The sequence below is a fragment of the Symbiopectobacterium sp. Eva_TO genome, assembly GCF_053848865.1.
In genome coordinates, this window is sequence record NZ_JBSPEY010000004.1 from 1,838,213 (window position 1) to 1,854,603 (window position 16,391).

Consider the following 16,391-nt stretch of genomic DNA (forward strand, 5'->3'; position numbering starts at 1 on the left):
ACCTGATCTGACAGTTACCGGTTATTTATACAGGTGTCTGTCAGATTAAATCTGGTTCAGATTTTTTTCTGCCCAGACTCGTTTACCATCAAGTAACGTGGCCATTGGCGTACGCCCGCAGCACATTTTACCCTGATGAGTTCGCTCATTATTGTAATGCCACAACCAGTTGTCCAGATCCTTTTGTAGACTTTCTAGGTCTTCGTATAACTTCTTACGGAACGCAACCTGATAAAAATCCTGCAAAATAGTTTTATGGAAGCGCTCGCAGATACCGTTTGTCTGCGGAGACATCGCTTTCGTTTTCGTATGGTCTATATCGTTGATAGCCAAGTACAGCTGATAGTCATGTTGTTCCACTTTACCGCAGTACTCCGTCCCCCTGTCCGTCAGTATTCTTAGCATTGGCAGCCCCTGAGCTTCGTAGAACGGCAGCACGCGATCATTGAGCAGGTCGGCGGCAGAGATCGGTGCTTTACTCGTGTAAAGCTTGCAGTGCGCCACTTTCGAGTACGTATCCACGAACGTCTGCTGGTAGATACGGCCAACACCTTTCAGATTACCCACGTAGAAGGTGTCCTGCGACCCCAGATAACCCGGGTGAGCAGTCTCTATTTCACCACAGGCTTCGTCGTCGTGCGCCTTCTTCTCCAGTGCAGCGATTTGAGCATCAGTAAGTACGATGCCTTCTCTGGCAACTTTTTCCTCAAGTGCCTTCAGGCGCTTACGAAAGTTTTCCAGATCGTGTCGTTGCCAAATGGAGCGCACACCGCTGCCAGAAATGAAGACGCCTTTTTTACGCAGCTGATTACTGGTCCGGTGCTGGCCATGAGCCGGGAACTCAATGGCGTAATCAACAACCGCACGTTCAGTGGCTTCATCAGCACGGTTTTTCAGGTTGGGAACCCGGCGGTTTTGGTTAACCAGAGCGTCAATGCCGCCTTCTGCCGCCAGTTCCTGATAGCGATAAAACGTGTCGCGTGACACCCCCATGATTTTACAGGCTTTTGATACGTTACCGAGTTCTTCGGCGAGATTGAGCAGGCCGACTTTGTGTTTGATGATGGGATTGTTAGTATGAAGCATGAGAGTTACCTCGTGTTTTGTATAAGGATTCGACACCCATATCAAAACCGGTAACTCTCAACCTTTCAAGGTCCAGTGTCAGATCAAGTCGCGACTAATACATATTAGTTGACCACTACAATCCCCCCGTTGCGCCAGTGCAAAATCACAGCTACCTTTGGCTCATGATCACCTGCAAAAAAATAAATGACTGATAAAAAGCAAAGTATCGCCACTATAACCCATATCGTTATACACATCTTTCTAACGCACTGTTTAATCAATGAGTTACGGGTTTATCTCAGAGTGGCATTTTGAACCTCAAAAAGCCAATGGGATGGCTTGAATGCCTTAATTCACGGGGTTCTGAGCATCCTGTTCAAAAAATGGCCAAAAGATGTGTATAACGATATGGGTTATAGTCACCTCGTTATACACAAGTCCGCAACGCCTTATATGCCAAGGGTTAGCGGGCTGAAATAGGCAGCCGGTGGGGTTGTAAATGAAGTGAAACCGACGTGTACTATCGCCATTTACGGCGCTGAAAAATGACACGGGATTCAGATGGCTGGGCACACCAAGAACTGGAAGGGGTAAATCTTGGTGACACGAGGCTCAATAAGCGTGCCAAAGGGCTTTTGATACGGCTGACTGAGAATCCGCAAGCCAGCATTCCGCATGCGTGCCTCGGATGGTCTGAGACGCTGGGTGCTTACCGCTTCATGGAGAACCAAGCATTCGAATGGAGAGACATTCTGCAACCTCACTGGCAGCGTACGCAGGAAAGGATCCGAGAACACGAGGTTGTGCTGTGTATCCAAGACACTACCGAGCTTGACTTCAACGGGCAGCAAATCCAAGGCTTGGGTCCCTTGAACTACGAAGCCAGGCGTGGTCTGTACCTGCATCCGACCTATGCGGTCAGTCCGGATCGCGTGGGGTTGGGCGTACTGGATGCGTGGATGTGGGCAAGAGAGCCGAAGGATGCAGACGGAAAACGCGATGGGATCAAGGAGAGTACGCGCTGGCTCGAGGGATACGAGCGAGTTGCTGAACTCGCCTCGGAGTTGCCAAACACACGTCTGGTGTACTTAGCCGATCGCGAAGCGGATATCAAGGCGTTGATGCAGCTCGCTGATGACCTTGGCACTCCGGCTGACTGGTTGATCCGCTCGACTCATAATCGCAGTCTGGACTGTAATGAGAAGCTTTGGCAGAAGGTTGGAAAGACCGTGCCGGTGGGAGAAATCCAATTCGTTATGGCGGCTCGCGCGGGGCAGAAGGCGCGTACGGTGAAACAGGCGCTGCGCGTGAAGCGAGTGTCGCTGCGTTGCGGGTTGGCAGTGACCTGTGTGATAGCCAAGGAAATTGAGCCGCCAGCAGGCGTGAAGCCGGTCGAGTGGCGGTTGCTGAGCAATCGCGTACCTGAAGGACGAGAAGATATCGTGGAGCTGATCGACTGGTATCGGGCTAGATGGGAAATCGAGATGTTCTTCAATGTGCTGAAGAACGGCTGCTGTGTCGAAGCGTTACAGTTATCGACCGTGGATCGCATTGAGCGGGCATTGGCGCTGTTCATGATCGTGGCATGGCGCATCGCCTATTTAATGCGTATGGGACGAACCTGTCCAGAGCTGGACGCAATGTTGTTCTTTGATTCCGACGAGACTCATGGAGCTTACCTACTGATGAACAAGCGTATGCCCAAGGGCCGCCCTAAGCTAAACGAAGTATTGCGCTTAGTTGCGCAACTGGGAGGCTTTCTTGCTCGAAAAGGCGACGGTGAACCAGGCGCAAAAACTATCTGGAAAGGCTTGCAGAAAGTCATGACGGCCGCCGAAACGCTACGCGCGCTCAGGCACGAACAGAGATGTGTATAACGAGGTGGGTTATAGTCACCTCGTTATACACAAGTCCGCAACGCCTTATATGCCAAGGGTTAGCGGGCTGAAATAGGCAGCCGGTGGGGTTGTAAATGAAGTGAAACCGACGTGTACTATCGCCATTTACGGCGCTGAAAAATGACACGGGATTCAGATGGCTGGGCACACCAAGAACTGGAAGGGGTAAATCTTGGTGACACGAGGCTCAATAAGCGTGCCAAAGGGCTTTTGATACGGCTGGCTGAGAATCCGCAAGCCAGCATTCCGCATGCGTGCCTCGGATGGTCTGAGACGCTGGGTGCTTACCGCTTCATGGAGAACCAAGCATTCGAATGGAGAGACATTCTGCAACCTCACTGGCAGCGTACGCAGGAAAGGATCCGAGAACACGAGGTTGTGCTGTGTATCCAAGACACTACCGAGCTTGACTTCAACGGGCAGCAAATCCAAGGCTTGGGTCCTTTGAACTACGAAGCCAGGCGTGGTCTGTACCTGCATCCGACCTACGCGGTCAGTCCGGATCGCGTGGGGTTGGGCGTACTGGATGCGTGGATGTGGGCAAGAGAGCCGAAGGATGCAGACGGAAAACGCGATGGGATCAAGGAGAGTACGCGCTGGCTCGAGGGATACGAGCGAGTTGCTGAACTCGCCTCGGAGTTGCCAAACACACGTCTGGTGTACTTAGCCGATCGCGAAGCGGATATCAAGGCGTTGATGCAGCTCGCTGATGACCTTGGCACTCCGGCTGACTGGTTGATCCGCTCGACTCATAATCGCAGTCTGGACTGTAATGAGAAGCTTTGGCAGAAGGTTGGAAAGACCGTGCCGGTGGGAGAAATCCAATTCGTTATGGCGGCTCGCGCGGGGCAGAAGGCGCGTACGGTGAAACAGGCGCTGCGCGTGAAGCGAGTGTCGCTGCGTTGCGGGTTGGCAGTGACTTGTGTGATAGCCAAGGAAATTGAGCCGCCAGCAGGCGTGAAGCCGGTCGAGTGGCGGTTGCTGAGCAATCGCGTACCTGAAGGACGAGAAGATATCGTGGAGCTGATCGACTGGTATCGGGCTAGATGGGAAATCGAGATGTTCTTCAATGTGCTGAAGAACGGCTGCTGTGTCGAAGCGTTACAGTTATCGACCGTGGATCGCATTGAGCGGGCATTGGCGCTGTTCATGATCGTGGCATGGCGCATCGCCTATTTAATGCCATATCGTTATACACATCTTTTGGCCATTTTTTGAACAGGATGCTCAGAACCCCGTGAATTAAGGCATTCAAGCCATCCCATTGGCTTTTTGAGGTTCAAAATGCCACTCTGAGATAAACCCGTAACTCATTGATTAAACAGTGCGTTAGAAAGATGTGTATAACGATATGGCCTTTATCCCCGGCCAATTTATCGCTATCTACGGTAAAGATTCCGCCACGCCGTTCTTTTACACCGGTCTGACCTACGGGTTCATCATGTGCGCGGCAATGATTGCCCTGTACACCACCTCTTGGGAACGCCAGTTGAATGAACTGGTGCATGAAAAAACCGTTAACCTATGGCAAACGCTGAAAAAACTGAGCGTGGACATGCTTTCCACCTTCCGTTTGCGTATTTTCCGCAAGCACCTGGGGATGTACTTGTTCGGTTTTGGCGCTGAATGGTTATTTGCTTCCGTTTTTACCTACTTCATCGTCTTCGGGTTAAAGCAAAACACCGCGTTGGTCTCGCAGTTGAACAGCTTTAGCTCCATTATGCAGCTTATCTCAACCGCCGCATTCATCGGCATCTGCGTGAAAATGGGCTTTGCGCGTCCGTTCCGTTTGGCACTGATGGTAGTTATCGTGAGCGTTATCGCTTATGCCGCGCTGTACTTCTCCAACTGGTCAGACGGTGCCACCATCGCCGTGCTGTTTGGGATTACCGCTATTTTTGGTCTGAGTACCGGCGGTATCTACTACATTCCGTGGACGGTCTACACCTTCCTGGCCGATGTGGATGAAGTGCTGACGGGCCGTCGTCGCGAAGGGATTTACGCCGGTGCCATGACTTTCGCAGGCAAAATGGTGCGCTCAGTTATTGTGTTCGCCATGGGATGGACGCTGACGCAGTTCGGTTTTGTTTCTGGTCATGCCGCACAGCCTGAAAGCTCCGTGTTGGCGATTGTCGGCGTATTCTCTCTGGGGGTTATCGGGCTGGCACTGGTCGCCATCTACTACACCACGCAGATGAAGCTAGATCGTGAAAATCACGCTATCCTGCTGGAATAGATTGCGCGTATCAAGGCCGGTGGCGCTATCGCCGATGTGCCGGTACACGCCAGAGCGGTCGCAAGAGTTGACCGGCTGGAAGTACGAACAGTGCTGGGGCAATAACCCACTGGGCGTGCAACCGGAAGCCATTGCACCGCAAGTTGCCACTTCTGAACGCTAATACCTTCTGTCAGCCCGCACTCGCGGGCTGACGTATTTCCCCACCTTAAATCAGCGCCGCTTCCTTCAATTCACTTTTCAGATAGGCATAGTAAATCGGTGCAGCAATCACGCCCGGAATACCAAACGCCGCTTCAAACACCAACATCGCCAGCAAGATCTCCCACGCGTGCGCCTTGATTCGGGTGCCGACAATCTGCGCATTGAGGAAGTATTCCAGTTTGTGAATCAGCATCAGATAAACCAGCGCTGCCAGTGCCACCGGCAGGGAGATCGACAAACCAGAAATAAACACGATGGAGTTGGATATCAGGTTACCAATTACCGGTATCAGGCCAAAGATGAAAGTCAGCACCACCAGCGTTTTGGCAAATGGCAGGTGCACGCCAAAACAGGGCAGTATCCCGAGAATAAAGACCGCAGAGAGGATGGTGTTAACCGAGGAGATTTTCACCTGGGCGAACACGATATTGCGAAAGGACATCGACAGCAGCGAAACACGCCGCATCAGTTCCGATTTCAGCAGAGGTTTATCCGTGTCCTCTTGCACGTGGTACAGCGACACGATCGCCCCCAACACCATACCAATCAACATGGTGACAAAACCGTGCAGAAAATCTTTACCCATGGTTTGCAGCATCACGATATGTTCCTGCACCCAGCGCATAAATTCGTGTTGCAGCTCTTCAACACTCACCGGCAAGTAACCCGGCAAATAGACCATGATGTGCCGTTGGACGTCATTGAGAATCAAGCCGATACGCGCATTGAAAGCCCAGGTGTCGCGCATTTCCTGCATCACGATCCCGGTCAGGCTGCCAAACAACAGGCTGAGCACACTCACCACCAGCGTACTGATGATCGCCACAACTACCCAGCGTGCGCGTTTCCCACTGATGATTTTTTGGAAATGGGGCGTCAGCAGATTGACGATTTCATACACCAAAAAACCGGCCACAAAACACGTTAACAGCCGTAGTGACAACAGCAGCAGCAATCCCCCAAACATAAAACCCAGGCTCAGCCATCTGGCCTGCTTTAAATTCAATAACTGCATGACGACATCCTGTATGCGTAATGATCGGACCTGCAAACGTACTTATGACACCAAGAATAGCATTCGGTTTATCGCACTATTCTCTGCGCATAAGAAAAGACACATGATAAAAGTCGCACGAAACAAGCCCGGTAATGAATCTGCTTTTTCTCCGTCCTATTCTTAGCGTTTTTAGCATGAAAAACCAGAAGGGATTAGCGGGCGTGCAGGGTTATCCACCAGGAAAAACGTCGTTCTGCAACAATTGGGAGGGTGCGAGTCAGGGCGCTGAAAAAACGCTCATCATCCTGTAAGGGAAAGACGCCGGAAATACGCAGCGCCGCCGCCTTGTCATCGAGGGAAAAGTAGCAGTTGCGGTAGCGCGCATATTCACGCATCAAGGTATCCAGCCGCATATTGTCCGCCAGCACCACGCCATCCAGCCAGCTTTGGCGGAAGCCTTCCACCGGTTGCGGAGGCTGACTCACCGCATCCGTAAAGGTAACTTGTTGCCCAGCGCTAACGCGCACAGTCGTCTGCGATTGCTTCATTGGGCGGAGCAACACCTCCCCCTGAAACACAGCAAGCGTACTTTCACCTGTATCGCAGCGCACATCAAACCGACAAGGGGAATTCAACGTCAATACCCCCTGTGGGGTGGAAAACGGGTAATGACTCCAATTAGTAGAACATGTGTTTTTCGATGAAGGCTCCGATGACTTTTTCGTGGATCTCGACGGAGCGCGAGAAGCAAATCGTTTTACGCGCCAGTCGTTTAATGCGGGTACGGAGCGTCAGGTTATTGCGCTCTATGCGTTGCGTGAAGATCTTGCCAGTCAGATGTTTCTGCTTCGGAACCTCTCTTGCATAGCTGCCCCAGTTGTCACTGGTAATCATGCCGATGTTGAACGGTGTCAACAGAGCCAGCAATTCACGGCAGGTCTCATCGGTTCGGGGGCCAAAAGTGTAGGCCAGAACACCGCCCGTTTTGGTATTGTAAGCCTACCAGTGCTGTAGCGCCTGACTGCCAACGAAGCTCCATTGCTCATCAAGTTCACAGATAAGGGCGACGTCGGCGTGAGCAACGGGAGAAGACGTTATCCTGCGGGGCGAGAGCTTTTTAAAGCCCGGATGACCGTATTGATGCCGATTTTCAACGTTCTGGCGGTATCGCGAACACCGGCACCGTTGAAGGCCATATCAACGATCTGCTCTTTGACTCCCGGCTTTCGCGCTTCATAGCGGTAGGTAAGCTGGAATACACGGCGACAGCACTGACACCGGAAGCGTTCGCGCTTAGTTGGACTAAGGCCATGTCGATAAACTTTATCTGAATGGCAGCGAGGGCAATGAACAAAAACAGTAACCACGTGGAAACCTCAAATAGCGGCAGAATATCACAAAAGCCAACCATTTGAAGGCATTACCCTTTACGGTAACTCACCGTATTAACGGGCACTTAATTTATTGACGATCTCGTATCGTGCGTTTATTTGCACGAGAGTTTTTATCATCTTAAAAATAATTAAAACACCCGCTAACCGCAGTAGCCCAATTATTTCGATCGACGTCATTGGCATTTGATTTTAATTAAGCAAAGCATCAATGTTAAACACATGGGGCATAGCATGAATCCTACTGTTGCACGCGTTACCGACAACATCCTGTCTCGTTCCCACGCCGAACGTAGCCGTTATCTGGCTCGGATTGCAGCCGCCAAAAGCAAAACCGTACACCGATCCGAACTGGCCTGCGGCAACTTGGCACACGGCTTCGCGGCCTGTTCACCTGAAGACAAAGCCGATTTGAAGAACATGATCAAAAGCAACATCGGCATCATTACCTCTTACAATGACATGCTCTCTGCCCACCAGCCCTATGAACGCTACCCGGATCTGATCAAAAAGGCACTGAACGCCGTGGGTGCTGTCGGTCAGGTCGCTGGCGGTGTCCCTGCCATGTGCGACGGCGTCACACAGGGGCAAGACGGCATGGAACTCTCCCTGCTTAGCCGCGATCTGATTGCAATGTTGGCGGCGATCGGCCTGTCACACAACATGTTTGATGGCGCACTTTTTTTGGGCGTATGCGACAAAATTGTCCCGGGGCTGTTTATTGCCGCCCTCTCTTTTGGTCACCTGCCTACCGTTTTCGTGCCCGCAGGCCCGATGCGCACCGGCATTTCCAACAAAGAGAAAGTGCGCATCCGCCAACTGTATGCTGAAGGCAAAGTAGGCCGCGATGCCCTGCTGGAATCTGAGGCCAGTGCTTACCACGGTGCGGGCGCCTGTACTTTTTACGGTACCGCCAACTCGAACCAAATGGTGATGGAGATCATGGGGCTACATCTGCCCGGCTCCTCGTTTGTCTACCCGGATATTCCGCTGCGCGATGCGCTGACAGAAGCCGCTGCGCGTCAAGTCACCCGAATGACGGAAAATGCGGGCGATTATCTGCCCGTCGGGCAACTGGTGGACGAAAAAGTGATCGTCAACGGTATCGTCGCTCTGCTGGCAACCGGCGGTTCGACCAACCACACCATGCATCTGGTGGCGATGGCGAAAGCCGCCGGTTTTACCGTCACCTGGGATGATTTTTCTGAACTGTCCGAGGTGGTCCCTTTGCTGTGTCGCATCTACCCCAACGGACCTGGCGACATCAACTATTTTCAGGCGGCGGGCGGCGTGTCGCTGCTGGTGCGAGAATTGCTGCGCGGTGGCTTGCTGCACGACGATGTCCATACCGTGGCGGGCTTTGGTTTGCATCGCTACATCCAGGAGCCGTTCCTGGAAGACGGCAAACTGGTCTACCGCGATGGTCCACTGGTGTCGCTGGATGACGAGGTGATCGCCCCGCTGGAAACACCGTTTGCCAAACACGGTGGCACCAAAGTGCTTTCCGGTAATCTGGGACGCGCAGTAATGAAGACCTCCGCCGTGCCGCAAGAACGCCAAACGATTGTTGCGCCAGCCGTGGTATTCAACGATCAGAATGATGTCGATGCCACCTTTAAAGCCGGCCGTCTGGACCACGATTGCGTGGTGGTGGTGCGTTATCAGGGACCAAGAGCGATAGGTATGCCAGAACTGCACAAACTGATGCCACCGTTCGGAGTGCTGATGGACCGAGGCATCAACGTTGCGCTGGTCACCGATGGTCGTCTGTCAGGCGCATCCGGCAAGGTGCCTGCCGCCATTCACGTCACGCCGGAAGCGTACGTCGGTGGCCTGCTGGCAAAAGTTCAGGATGGCGACATGATCCGCGTTGATGGCATCACGGGTGAGATCAGTCTGTTGGTGGATGAAGCGATACTGGCGCAACGACATCCAGAACAGCCAGACTTATCCGCTTCCCATGTAGGGATGGGACGCGAACTGTTTACCGCACTGCGCGAGAACATTACCGGGGCGGAACAGGGTGCCAGCGCAATCCCTTACCGCTAGACTCAGTGGCATCAACGCAGTGAGATGTCAGGTACGTTTTAAGCACAGATAAACGTGTAAACCGGGATTGGCTGATGCCATGCAGAGTTAACCACCGTGCAGTTCGGCGATGGCTTTCACCAGCGACAGGCCAAGCCCGAAACCAGGCTGCTGCTGAGCCCTTTTAAGGCGTTGAAAGCGTTCTAATGCCGTGGCGTGCAGGTTTTCGGGAATACCAGGGCCGCGATCGGAAACACGCAGTGCCGTCCAGCCGCGATAAAGGGTGACGCTCAGGGTAATCGCTTTACCTTGAGCAGCATACTTCAGCGCGTTTTCGATCAGATTCGCCAGCGCCTGAAACAGCAACGCCCGATCGCCAAAAAGTTGCGTCCCAGCAGGTGCATCAATCAGCAATTGGCACTGGTGTGCATCTGCTAACGGTTGATAATATTTTCCAATAACGGGCGCACCTCAAAGCGGGCAAATTGATGCACACAGCGCCCGCTTTCAATCTCTCCGATACGCATGACAGTGCGAAACAGCCCCAAAATCTTGTGCACCTCTTCCACCGCCTGATGCAACTCCTCACGCATCTCATGCTCAAGACCTTGTCGCTCGGTCAGGTTGTACAACCGGTTTTGCAGATGCGTCAGCGGCGTGCGTAATTCATGGGCAATGTGACTTGAGGTGCTGCGCACCTGCTCCATCAGGCGTTCAATGCGCTCCAGATTCTGGTTAATGTCGTTGCTCAGGCTATGGAAATCGTCATCGCGCGTAGAGAGCGGCATACGAACGTACTGTTCACCGGCGCTGTAGCGGTGCAGCGCGGTACGGATCCGCTCGACGCTGCGCAGGCTGCGTAAACTGAAATGTCTGCTGACAACCAGAGAAAACAACAGCACGACAAACAGCCCTGCCCCCGCCACCAGTGGAATAGTGCGAATACGTTCCAGCATCGGACGCAGATTATAGGCAGTGAACAACACGCCGCCATCATCCAGCGCCACCGACATACCGACCAGGTTGCTCTCGGGTGCGCTGCGGTACTGGTCGCTGGCCTTCAGCGCCCCCCTTTTCAACCAGTAGCGCCTTCAGGCAAGGGACATCCATTTTGCACGCGGTATGATTTGGCCCAGGCAGCATCCAACCCGCATTGTGGTAGAGGATCTCGCTCTGTTTGCTCATCACCAGAAACAGAGGCAATTCGTCGGTTTTGGCCTGATTATCGCGTTTGAGCTGGGCGATCAGCGTAGACGTGTCGGTCAGCCGTGATTGGGTTGCATGGTCATGGATATTGCCCAGTATGACGTCGCGCACGTGCGTGCGGATCAGCGTTTCACTCAACACGCTGAAACCGACAATGCAGCACAGCTCCATCAGCAAAAACAGGAAAACCAACGTAATAAATTGGCGAAACTGCGAGGTGCGCAGAAACACCGGATAACGGTTTGCACCGTGCACGCACAAATGGCGAATTTTCTCACGCCATCCGTTACCCGGCTATCTCAGCGCAGGTCCATTGTGTACGCTACGCGACATCCGTTTTTTCCACTGCACCAAGGGCATAGCCCATCGATCTTAACGTTTTGATCAGCGGCCGGGGAAAGCCTTTGTCGATCTTGGCCCGCAGTTTGGACATATGAACATCGATCAGGTTGGTCTGAGGATCGAAGTGATACCCCCAGACGCGCTCCAACAATAGCGTACGCGTGATCACCTGACCTGGGTTTTCCATCAAAATGATCAGCAGCTTGATCTCTTTATCGGTAAGATCGATGCGTTGCCCGCTCCGCCAGGCAACGCGTTGCAGACGATCAAGTTGCAGATCTTCAAACGTCAGCAGCGATGACGGTGCCTCCTGCGGTTTTCCTCTGCGCACCATAATCTCCAGACGCAAACGCAAATAATTGAAATTAAACGTATTTACCAGATAATCTTCGGCGCCCAGCTCCAGCCCCATCACGCGATCCACATCGCGATCCAACGCTGAAAGCAGCATGATAGGCGGATGACGCGACCCTTGCAGCTCACGCAGTACGCTAAAACCGTCTAACGTTGGTAGCATGCGATCCAACAGCACCACGTCATAAATTTCATCTTTAATGGCTTTGAGCGCATGTTCGCCATCATGAACAATATTGCAGGCATAACCATGTGAGTGCAGCTTTGCACCAAGCCAATGGCACAACACCGAGTCGTCATCAACCACTAAAACGCGCATAGTTTTCCCTCTGTCAAAGTGATGGTTGCTTACACCACAACACGCGTAGTGACGTGCTACCGATCCACAACAATAGGATCTGGGCCACTCTGACACAGGCAATAACCTGTCTGGCGGCTTCTTATGCGTCAACTCGCTATAAGGTAATAACAATCATTATCATTTAATGGCAAGTAGTTTACAATGCTGACAATTAGCCAGAATTTGTAGGGTTTTTCTGCGATCGTGGGGTTTTCATGCATTCCTCATGCAGATTAGGTATCTGACAGGATTCGGAACACTCTATAGAGGGAATCAACAAAATTCCGATGCAGGCTCAACGTAGGTAGAGCCTGCATCAGCTAAGCAAAATCATGGCTAGGCAAAAACCAGGTTAAACTTTCTCACTCAGCACGGCTTCCAGCAAATCGAGATCGTGCAACATCTTTTTCAGGGTTTCATTACTGATCTGCTGCGTAGCGCGCAGGTGGTAAAGTTCACCGCGTTCAGCGGTGACAGCGGCCAAGCGGAAACGGCGCTCCAGATTTTCAATCTCCAGGCTGTGTTCCAAATCGCTCTCACCGACGACGCGACGCCGCAGATTACCGATGACACGCGCACTAACTTCACGCACCACCTGCTCATCGATATTTTCTTCTCGATCCGCTGCCAGACGTTCTTCCATTTTCTGCAAGCTACGGATTGCCACTTCGGCAATCGCCATGCGCGCCATCCGTTCTTCTTTCTTATAGAGCGATTTGTCCACCACCGTCACCCCGCGCAACAGTAATGGTAGCGTCAATACCCCGCACAGTAAGGAAAACAGGATGACGCCGGTGGCGATAAACACCAGTTGGTAGCGGGAGGGAAACGCAGTACCGTCGTTTAATAACAGCGGAATGGACAGCACACCGGCCAAGGTAATCGCACCGCGCACCCCGGCAAAAGAAGCGATCCAGATTTCACGCGTGGTGTACTGAGCAAACAGCATCGGGCGTTTCTTTTGAAACAGGCGGCTGTAATATTTCATAAACCACAGCCAGCAGAAACGCAGCAGCAACAGCGCACCGTAAATAATGGCGATATCGGTAAACAGCATCCAGGTTTCAACGGTGGGGTCTAGCTCCGCCTGCGTCACCGACGTTTCCAAAATGTCGGGCAATTGCAGCCCCAGCATGATAAACACCATGCCGTTAAACACAAACTCCAGCATCGACCAGACGTTGTTGGCGCGTAATCGCATCGCCAGCGGCGCGTTACTGATCACGTTAGAGTGGCTGATGGTCATCCCTGCGGCCACCGCAGCCAAAATGCCCGATACACCGATGTGTTCCGCAATCAGATAAGAGGCGAACGGCAACAGCATCAGCAGCACAATCTGGGTGGCTGCATCATCACCGCTCCAACGGTTAATGATGCGCAATGATTTACTGTAAAGCCAGGTGACACCCATGCCAGCCAGCAAACCGCCGACCGCTACCTGGACAAACTCCAGCGTTGCGCCGGATACGGTAAACACCATGGTGCCCATCGCCACCGCGACGGCAAACTTAAGCGATACCAGACCCGAAGCATCATTCATCAACGCTTCGCCCTGCAAGATACTCATCAGCTTTTTCGGAATACGATCTTCGCCAACAATCCCCGACAGCGCTACCGCATCCGTTGGCGATAACACCGCGGCCAGTGCAAAAGCCGCCACCAGCGGCATCCCCGGGATCATCCAGTAAATCAGGTAACCCACCCCGGCGACGGTGATCAACACCAGCACCAGCGCCAGCCCAATCACCTCACGACTGTGTTTGATAAATTCGCGCGTTGGCGTTTTCCAGCCATCGGCAAACAGCAACGGCGGGATGAACAGCACCATAAACAGTTCAGGATTGAAATCGACATGCAAGCCAAACTGGGGCCAGGCCAAAATTGCCCCGAGGGCGATTTGCATTAAGGGCAGCGGCACTTGGAAGGGTAAAATACGTGTAACAACCCCTGATAGTGATACCACCAGGGTTAAAATCAGAATGGTAAAAAAGATTTCCATGCTTTCCTTAGGAGATGTCCAATAATGACCTAACTGCGTGCTGAGCTGCCCTTTGTTCGTTATGAGATAGTGCCCCATTATTTTTACATGAAAATATCGCTCAGCGGGGCAAAATTTCAGTGTAAAACGCATATTTTTTTGCATGATTACCCTGCAAATAATTGCGTCAAAAAATCACCGTGACGGGATACTTCAGGGAAAGCATGAGGGAAGAGGAAAAACGATGAGTGGCGTTAAGGAAGCAAGGTCTCAGGACCACAAGCACCATCGAAACCGCAGGCAACCTCGAACGGTCATTCCCGCGTAAGCGGGAATCTTTTGCAGGTTACCTGCGTTTCTTCTGGCAGAGATCCCCGGCTTTCGCCGAGGATGACAGGGATTGCGGCGTAGCCATCAGTTTGATCGGGGAGTTTGACTCCCCTTAATGACTAGCGCACAAAATAATCAGAGCGCCCAGCCACCGGCGTAGAACACCACCAGTGCGATAGCGATAATCACGGTGCCAACGTTCAGTTTACGCCATTCACCCGAGAAAACACGTCCCAGCACCAGTGCGCCAAAGCCCAGCATAATCCCAGTCACAATATTACAGGTCAGCACGATAAACACCGCACAGACCAGACCTGACATGGCATCAACGATGTCATCAAAATTCAGCTTGGCAACATTGCTCAGCATCAGCAGACCCACATACATCAATGCTGGCGCAGTCGCGTATCCCGGCACCAGATAAGACAACGGGGAAAGGAACAGCAGGCACAGGAACAACACGCCGACCACCGTCGCCGTCAACCCTGTTTTACCGCCTGCCGCCGTGCCGGCCGCAGATTCGATGTAGACCGCCGCGGGAGACGTCCCGACCAGGCTGGACAACATACTGCTCACGGAGTCCGCCGTCAGCGCTTTCCCACCGTTAACGATTTGCCCCTCTTTATCCAGCAGGTTCGCCTGCCCGGCAACCGCGCGGATGGTACCAGTGGCGTCAAACACTGCCGTCATCACCAGCGCCAGTACGCTTGGCAGCACCGCCAGTTGCAACGCCCCCATGATATCCAGGCTAAACATCAGCGAGTGACCGTTTTCATCGGTCAGACTCGGCAAACTGAACCAGCCTTGGAATTTCACGTTCGGATCAAAAATCAGGCCGATAATGGAAATAGCCACAATCACCAATAAGATGCCGCCCGGCACACGACGTTTTTCCAGGCCGATGGTGGCCGCCAGTCCCAATAAAGACATGATCACTGGGAACGACGTGAAGTTACCCAACGCAACAGGCAGCCCATCGATCGGGTTCTTGATCATCAGACCTACGCCGTTGGCAGCGATGATCAGCAGGAACAGACCGATACCAGTGCCATGCGCCACGCCTAACGGCAGATTACGCAGGATCCAGGAACGGATGCCAGTCACAGAGATCACGGTAAACAGCAACCCCATCAGGAAGATCGCGCCTAAGGCTACCGGTACTCTGATCTGTTGCCCCAGCACCAGGCTAAACGCGGTAAATGCGGTAAGCGAAATGGCGCAGCCGATTGCCATGGGCAGATTGGCCCACAGTCCCATCAGCAAGGAACCCAGCCCGGCGACCAGGCAGGTTGCCACGAACACCGGCGTGTGCGGGAAACCCGCCTTGCTCAACATGCCAGGCACGACAATGACCGAATACACCATCGCCAGAAACGTGGTTAACCCGGCCAGCACTTCCTGTCTTACATTACTGCCGCGCTGTGTGATGTGAAAAAAAGCATCAAGTGAGCTTTGCGGGCGCGCCGCATTGCCAGCCTGACGAGAGCTATTTGACATGGTGGTATCCCCTGAGATGTCATTATTTGTAAAAGTAAAACCGGAGGGTGCATATGGCCTTGCCTGCCATGACGATCTCCCATCGCTGCACGCACCCACAACAACGGCGCTTCCGCACCGCAGCGCAAATATCTGACGCCCCCGAATGCACTTCACACCGGCTCTGCGGGCACGCAAACGATTAGCTTGCGAGACGCATCACAAGTGTATCTGGTAGGTCGGAGGAGAAACGGGGGATTATCCTGCTTCTGGGCTGTGTATTTCAACTGATAATCCAGACAATTTATCTATGACTCGACAAAACAGAACGGCGTTTCATGCAAAGAAAACTCTCGAACCATTTTTTTGTGATTAGCCTCACAAAAAAGTTGACCTGCACTGCCAAGCGGCGTATCTTTAAAAACGTGAAGAACATCACAGAAAAATGAACAATCACTCGGAGAGAGACAAATGAAACTGATCAAAAAAATCGTTGCCATGTTCGAAAACGTTAGCGTCAACTTCAACATGTTCACCAACCAC

11 protein-coding genes and 3 pseudogenes are annotated in these 16,391 nt (G+C 52.7%); 4 read left to right on the plus strand and 10 right to left on the minus strand.

What is annotated here, in order from left to right:
* Positions 1 to 45 precede the first annotated feature (45 nt).
* Entirely contained in the window at positions 46 to 1,086 is a 1,041-nt protein-coding gene (locus ACWWJF_RS11730; protein ID WP_455869533.1) for an IS481 family transposase, read from the minus strand.
* 527 nt (positions 1,087 to 1,613) lie between these two features.
* Here ACWWJF_RS11730 and ACWWJF_RS11735 point away from each other — a divergent pair.
* The 3 genes and pseudogenes from ACWWJF_RS11735 to ACWWJF_RS11745 form a co-directional block, all read left to right on the plus strand.
* On the plus strand, positions 1,614 to 2,945 hold the full coding sequence (locus tag ACWWJF_RS11735) for an IS4 family transposase (RefSeq protein WP_455869237.1): 1,332 nt from the start codon (positions 1,614 to 1,616) through the stop codon (positions 2,943 to 2,945).
* Between the two features lie 141 nt (positions 2,946 to 3,086).
* Positions 3,087 to 4,148, plus strand: a pseudogene (locus tag ACWWJF_RS11740) (IS4 family transposase); the annotation flags it as partial.
* 172 nt (positions 4,149 to 4,320) lie between these two features.
* A pseudogene (locus ACWWJF_RS11745) lies at positions 4,321 to 5,365 on the plus strand (MFS transporter); the annotation flags it as partial.
* Positions 5,366 to 5,410: 45 nt separating this feature from the next.
* On the opposite strand, the gene ACWWJF_RS11750 reads toward ACWWJF_RS11745, so the two are convergent.
* The 3 genes and pseudogenes from ACWWJF_RS11750 to ACWWJF_RS11760 all read right to left on the minus strand — a co-directional run bounded on the left by ACWWJF_RS11750 (position 5,411) and on the right by ACWWJF_RS11760 (position 7,770).
* Positions 5,411 to 6,421 carry an AI-2E family transporter gene (locus tag ACWWJF_RS11750; protein WP_455869534.1) on the minus strand — a complete coding sequence of 337 codons (1,011 nt, stop codon included), beginning with the start codon at positions 6,419 to 6,421 and terminating at the stop codon, positions 5,411 to 5,413.
* Between the two features lie 194 nt (positions 6,422 to 6,615).
* Entirely contained in the window at positions 6,616 to 7,044 is a 429-nt protein-coding gene (locus ACWWJF_RS11755) for a hypothetical protein (RefSeq protein ID WP_455869535.1), read from the minus strand.
* 37 nt (positions 7,045 to 7,081) lie between these two features.
* Positions 7,082 to 7,770, minus strand: a pseudogene (locus tag ACWWJF_RS11760) (IS1 family transposase).
* Between the two features lie 258 nt (positions 7,771 to 8,028).
* Between ACWWJF_RS11760 and edd the strand changes: the two are divergent.
* The gene (gene edd / locus ACWWJF_RS11765) at positions 8,029 to 9,843 is read left to right on the plus strand and encodes a phosphogluconate dehydratase (protein ID WP_455869536.1); all 1,815 of its coding nucleotides are present in this window, start codon (positions 8,029 to 8,031) and stop codon (positions 9,841 to 9,843) included.
* 87 nt (positions 9,844 to 9,930) lie between these two features.
* On the opposite strand, the gene ACWWJF_RS11770 is transcribed toward edd, so the two are convergent.
* From ACWWJF_RS11770 to ACWWJF_RS11795, 6 genes are all read right to left on the minus strand, one after another.
* On the minus strand, positions 9,931 to 10,236 hold the full coding sequence (locus ACWWJF_RS11770) for a sensor histidine kinase (protein ID WP_455869537.1): 306 nt from the start codon (positions 10,234 to 10,236) through the stop codon (positions 9,931 to 9,933).
* A gap of 20 nt (positions 10,237 to 10,256) precedes the next feature.
* The gene (locus tag ACWWJF_RS11775) at positions 10,257 to 10,835 is read right to left on the minus strand and encodes a sensor histidine kinase (protein WP_455869538.1); all 579 of its coding nucleotides are present in this window, start codon (positions 10,833 to 10,835) and stop codon (positions 10,257 to 10,259) included.
* Positions 10,816 to 11,289, minus strand: coding sequence for a hypothetical protein (locus tag ACWWJF_RS11780; protein ID WP_455869539.1), 474 nt, complete (start codon positions 11,287 to 11,289; stop codon positions 10,816 to 10,818). The genes ACWWJF_RS11775 and ACWWJF_RS11780 overlap by 20 nt, the downstream gene beginning before the upstream one ends.
* Positions 11,290 to 11,350: 61 nt before the next feature.
* Entirely contained in the window at positions 11,351 to 12,043 is a 693-nt protein-coding gene (locus ACWWJF_RS11785; protein ID WP_455869540.1) for a response regulator transcription factor, read from the minus strand.
* Between the two features lie 373 nt (positions 12,044 to 12,416).
* Positions 12,417 to 14,063, minus strand: a complete 1,647-nt coding sequence (locus tag ACWWJF_RS11790; RefSeq protein ID WP_455871052.1) for a Na+/H+ antiporter — start codon at positions 14,061 to 14,063, stop codon at positions 12,417 to 12,419.
* Between the two features lie 444 nt (positions 14,064 to 14,507).
* A complete protein-coding gene (locus ACWWJF_RS11795) occupies positions 14,508 to 15,869 on the minus strand; it encodes an NCS2 family permease (RefSeq protein WP_455869541.1) in 1,362 nt (453 codons plus the stop codon).
* Positions 15,870 to 16,391: the final 522 nt, after the last annotated feature.

Coding starts and splice junctions, on each gene's coding strand:
- ACWWJF_RS11735 (WP_455869237.1), top strand. CDS start 1,614: ATGACACGGGATTCAGATGGCTGGGCACACCAAGAACTGGAAGGGGTA.
- ACWWJF_RS11790 (WP_455871052.1), bottom strand. CDS start 14,063: ATGGAAATCTTTTTTACCATTCTGATTTTAACCCTGGTGGTATCACTA.
- ACWWJF_RS11785 (WP_455869540.1), bottom strand. CDS start 12,043: ATGCGCGTTTTAGTGGTTGATGACGACTCGGTGTTGTGCCATTGGCTT.
- ACWWJF_RS11775 (WP_455869538.1), bottom strand. CDS start 10,835: ATGTCGGTGGCGCTGGATGATGGCGGCGTGTTGTTCACTGCCTATAAT.
- edd (WP_455869536.1), top strand. CDS start 8,029: ATGAATCCTACTGTTGCACGCGTTACCGACAACATCCTGTCTCGTTCC.
- ACWWJF_RS11730 (WP_455869533.1), bottom strand. CDS start 1,086: ATGCTTCATACTAACAATCCCATCATCAAACACAAAGTCGGCCTGCTC.
- ACWWJF_RS11750 (WP_455869534.1), bottom strand. CDS start 6,421: ATGCAGTTATTGAATTTAAAGCAGGCCAGATGGCTGAGCCTGGGTTTT.
- ACWWJF_RS11795 (WP_455869541.1), bottom strand. CDS start 15,869: ATGTCAAATAGCTCTCGTCAGGCTGGCAATGCGGCGCGCCCGCAAAGC.